Below are 393 nucleotides of genomic sequence, written 5' to 3'. Positions count from 1 at the left end.
GGCTGGAGGTGCTCGTCGTCGAGGAGCGCCTGCCCGGGGTGTGCTCGGCGCACTCCCTGCTCCCCATCGCGCTCGTGCCGACCTCGCCGCCGCGGACGGTCAGCATTGACGATGCGCTCGCCGAGCTCGGCTGGTCCGTCGCGGACTCCGGTGGCGTGCTCCCGCCGCAGCCGGGCCTCGACCTGTTGCGTGGCCTGCCGCCCCGGACCCGCTCCGGCACGCTACCCGCGGTCGGGGACGGTCCGGACCGGCACGTCGACGCGGTGACCGCTGCCGTGCTCGACCTCGACCACTCCTACGTCGGCGTCCAGGGCCCGCCCGGGACGGGCAAGACCCACGTCGCCGCCCACGTCATCCGCCGGCTCGTCGCGGAGCACGGCTGGCGCGTCGGTG

The 393-nt window shown here is 76.1% G+C and carries 1 pseudogene; it reads left to right on the top strand.

The features are described 5' to 3' along the window. A pseudogene (locus I6F37_RS43910) lies at positions 1 to 393 on the top strand (hypothetical protein); the annotation flags it as partial.

Source organism: Bradyrhizobium sp. NBAIM08 (assembly GCF_020193935.1).
GTDB classification, from domain to species: Bacteria; Pseudomonadota; Alphaproteobacteria; order Rhizobiales; family Xanthobacteraceae; genus Bradyrhizobium; species Bradyrhizobium yuanmingense.
Note: the sequence above shows the minus strand (reverse complement) of the source record. Positions and strands in the feature narration are given on the sequence as shown.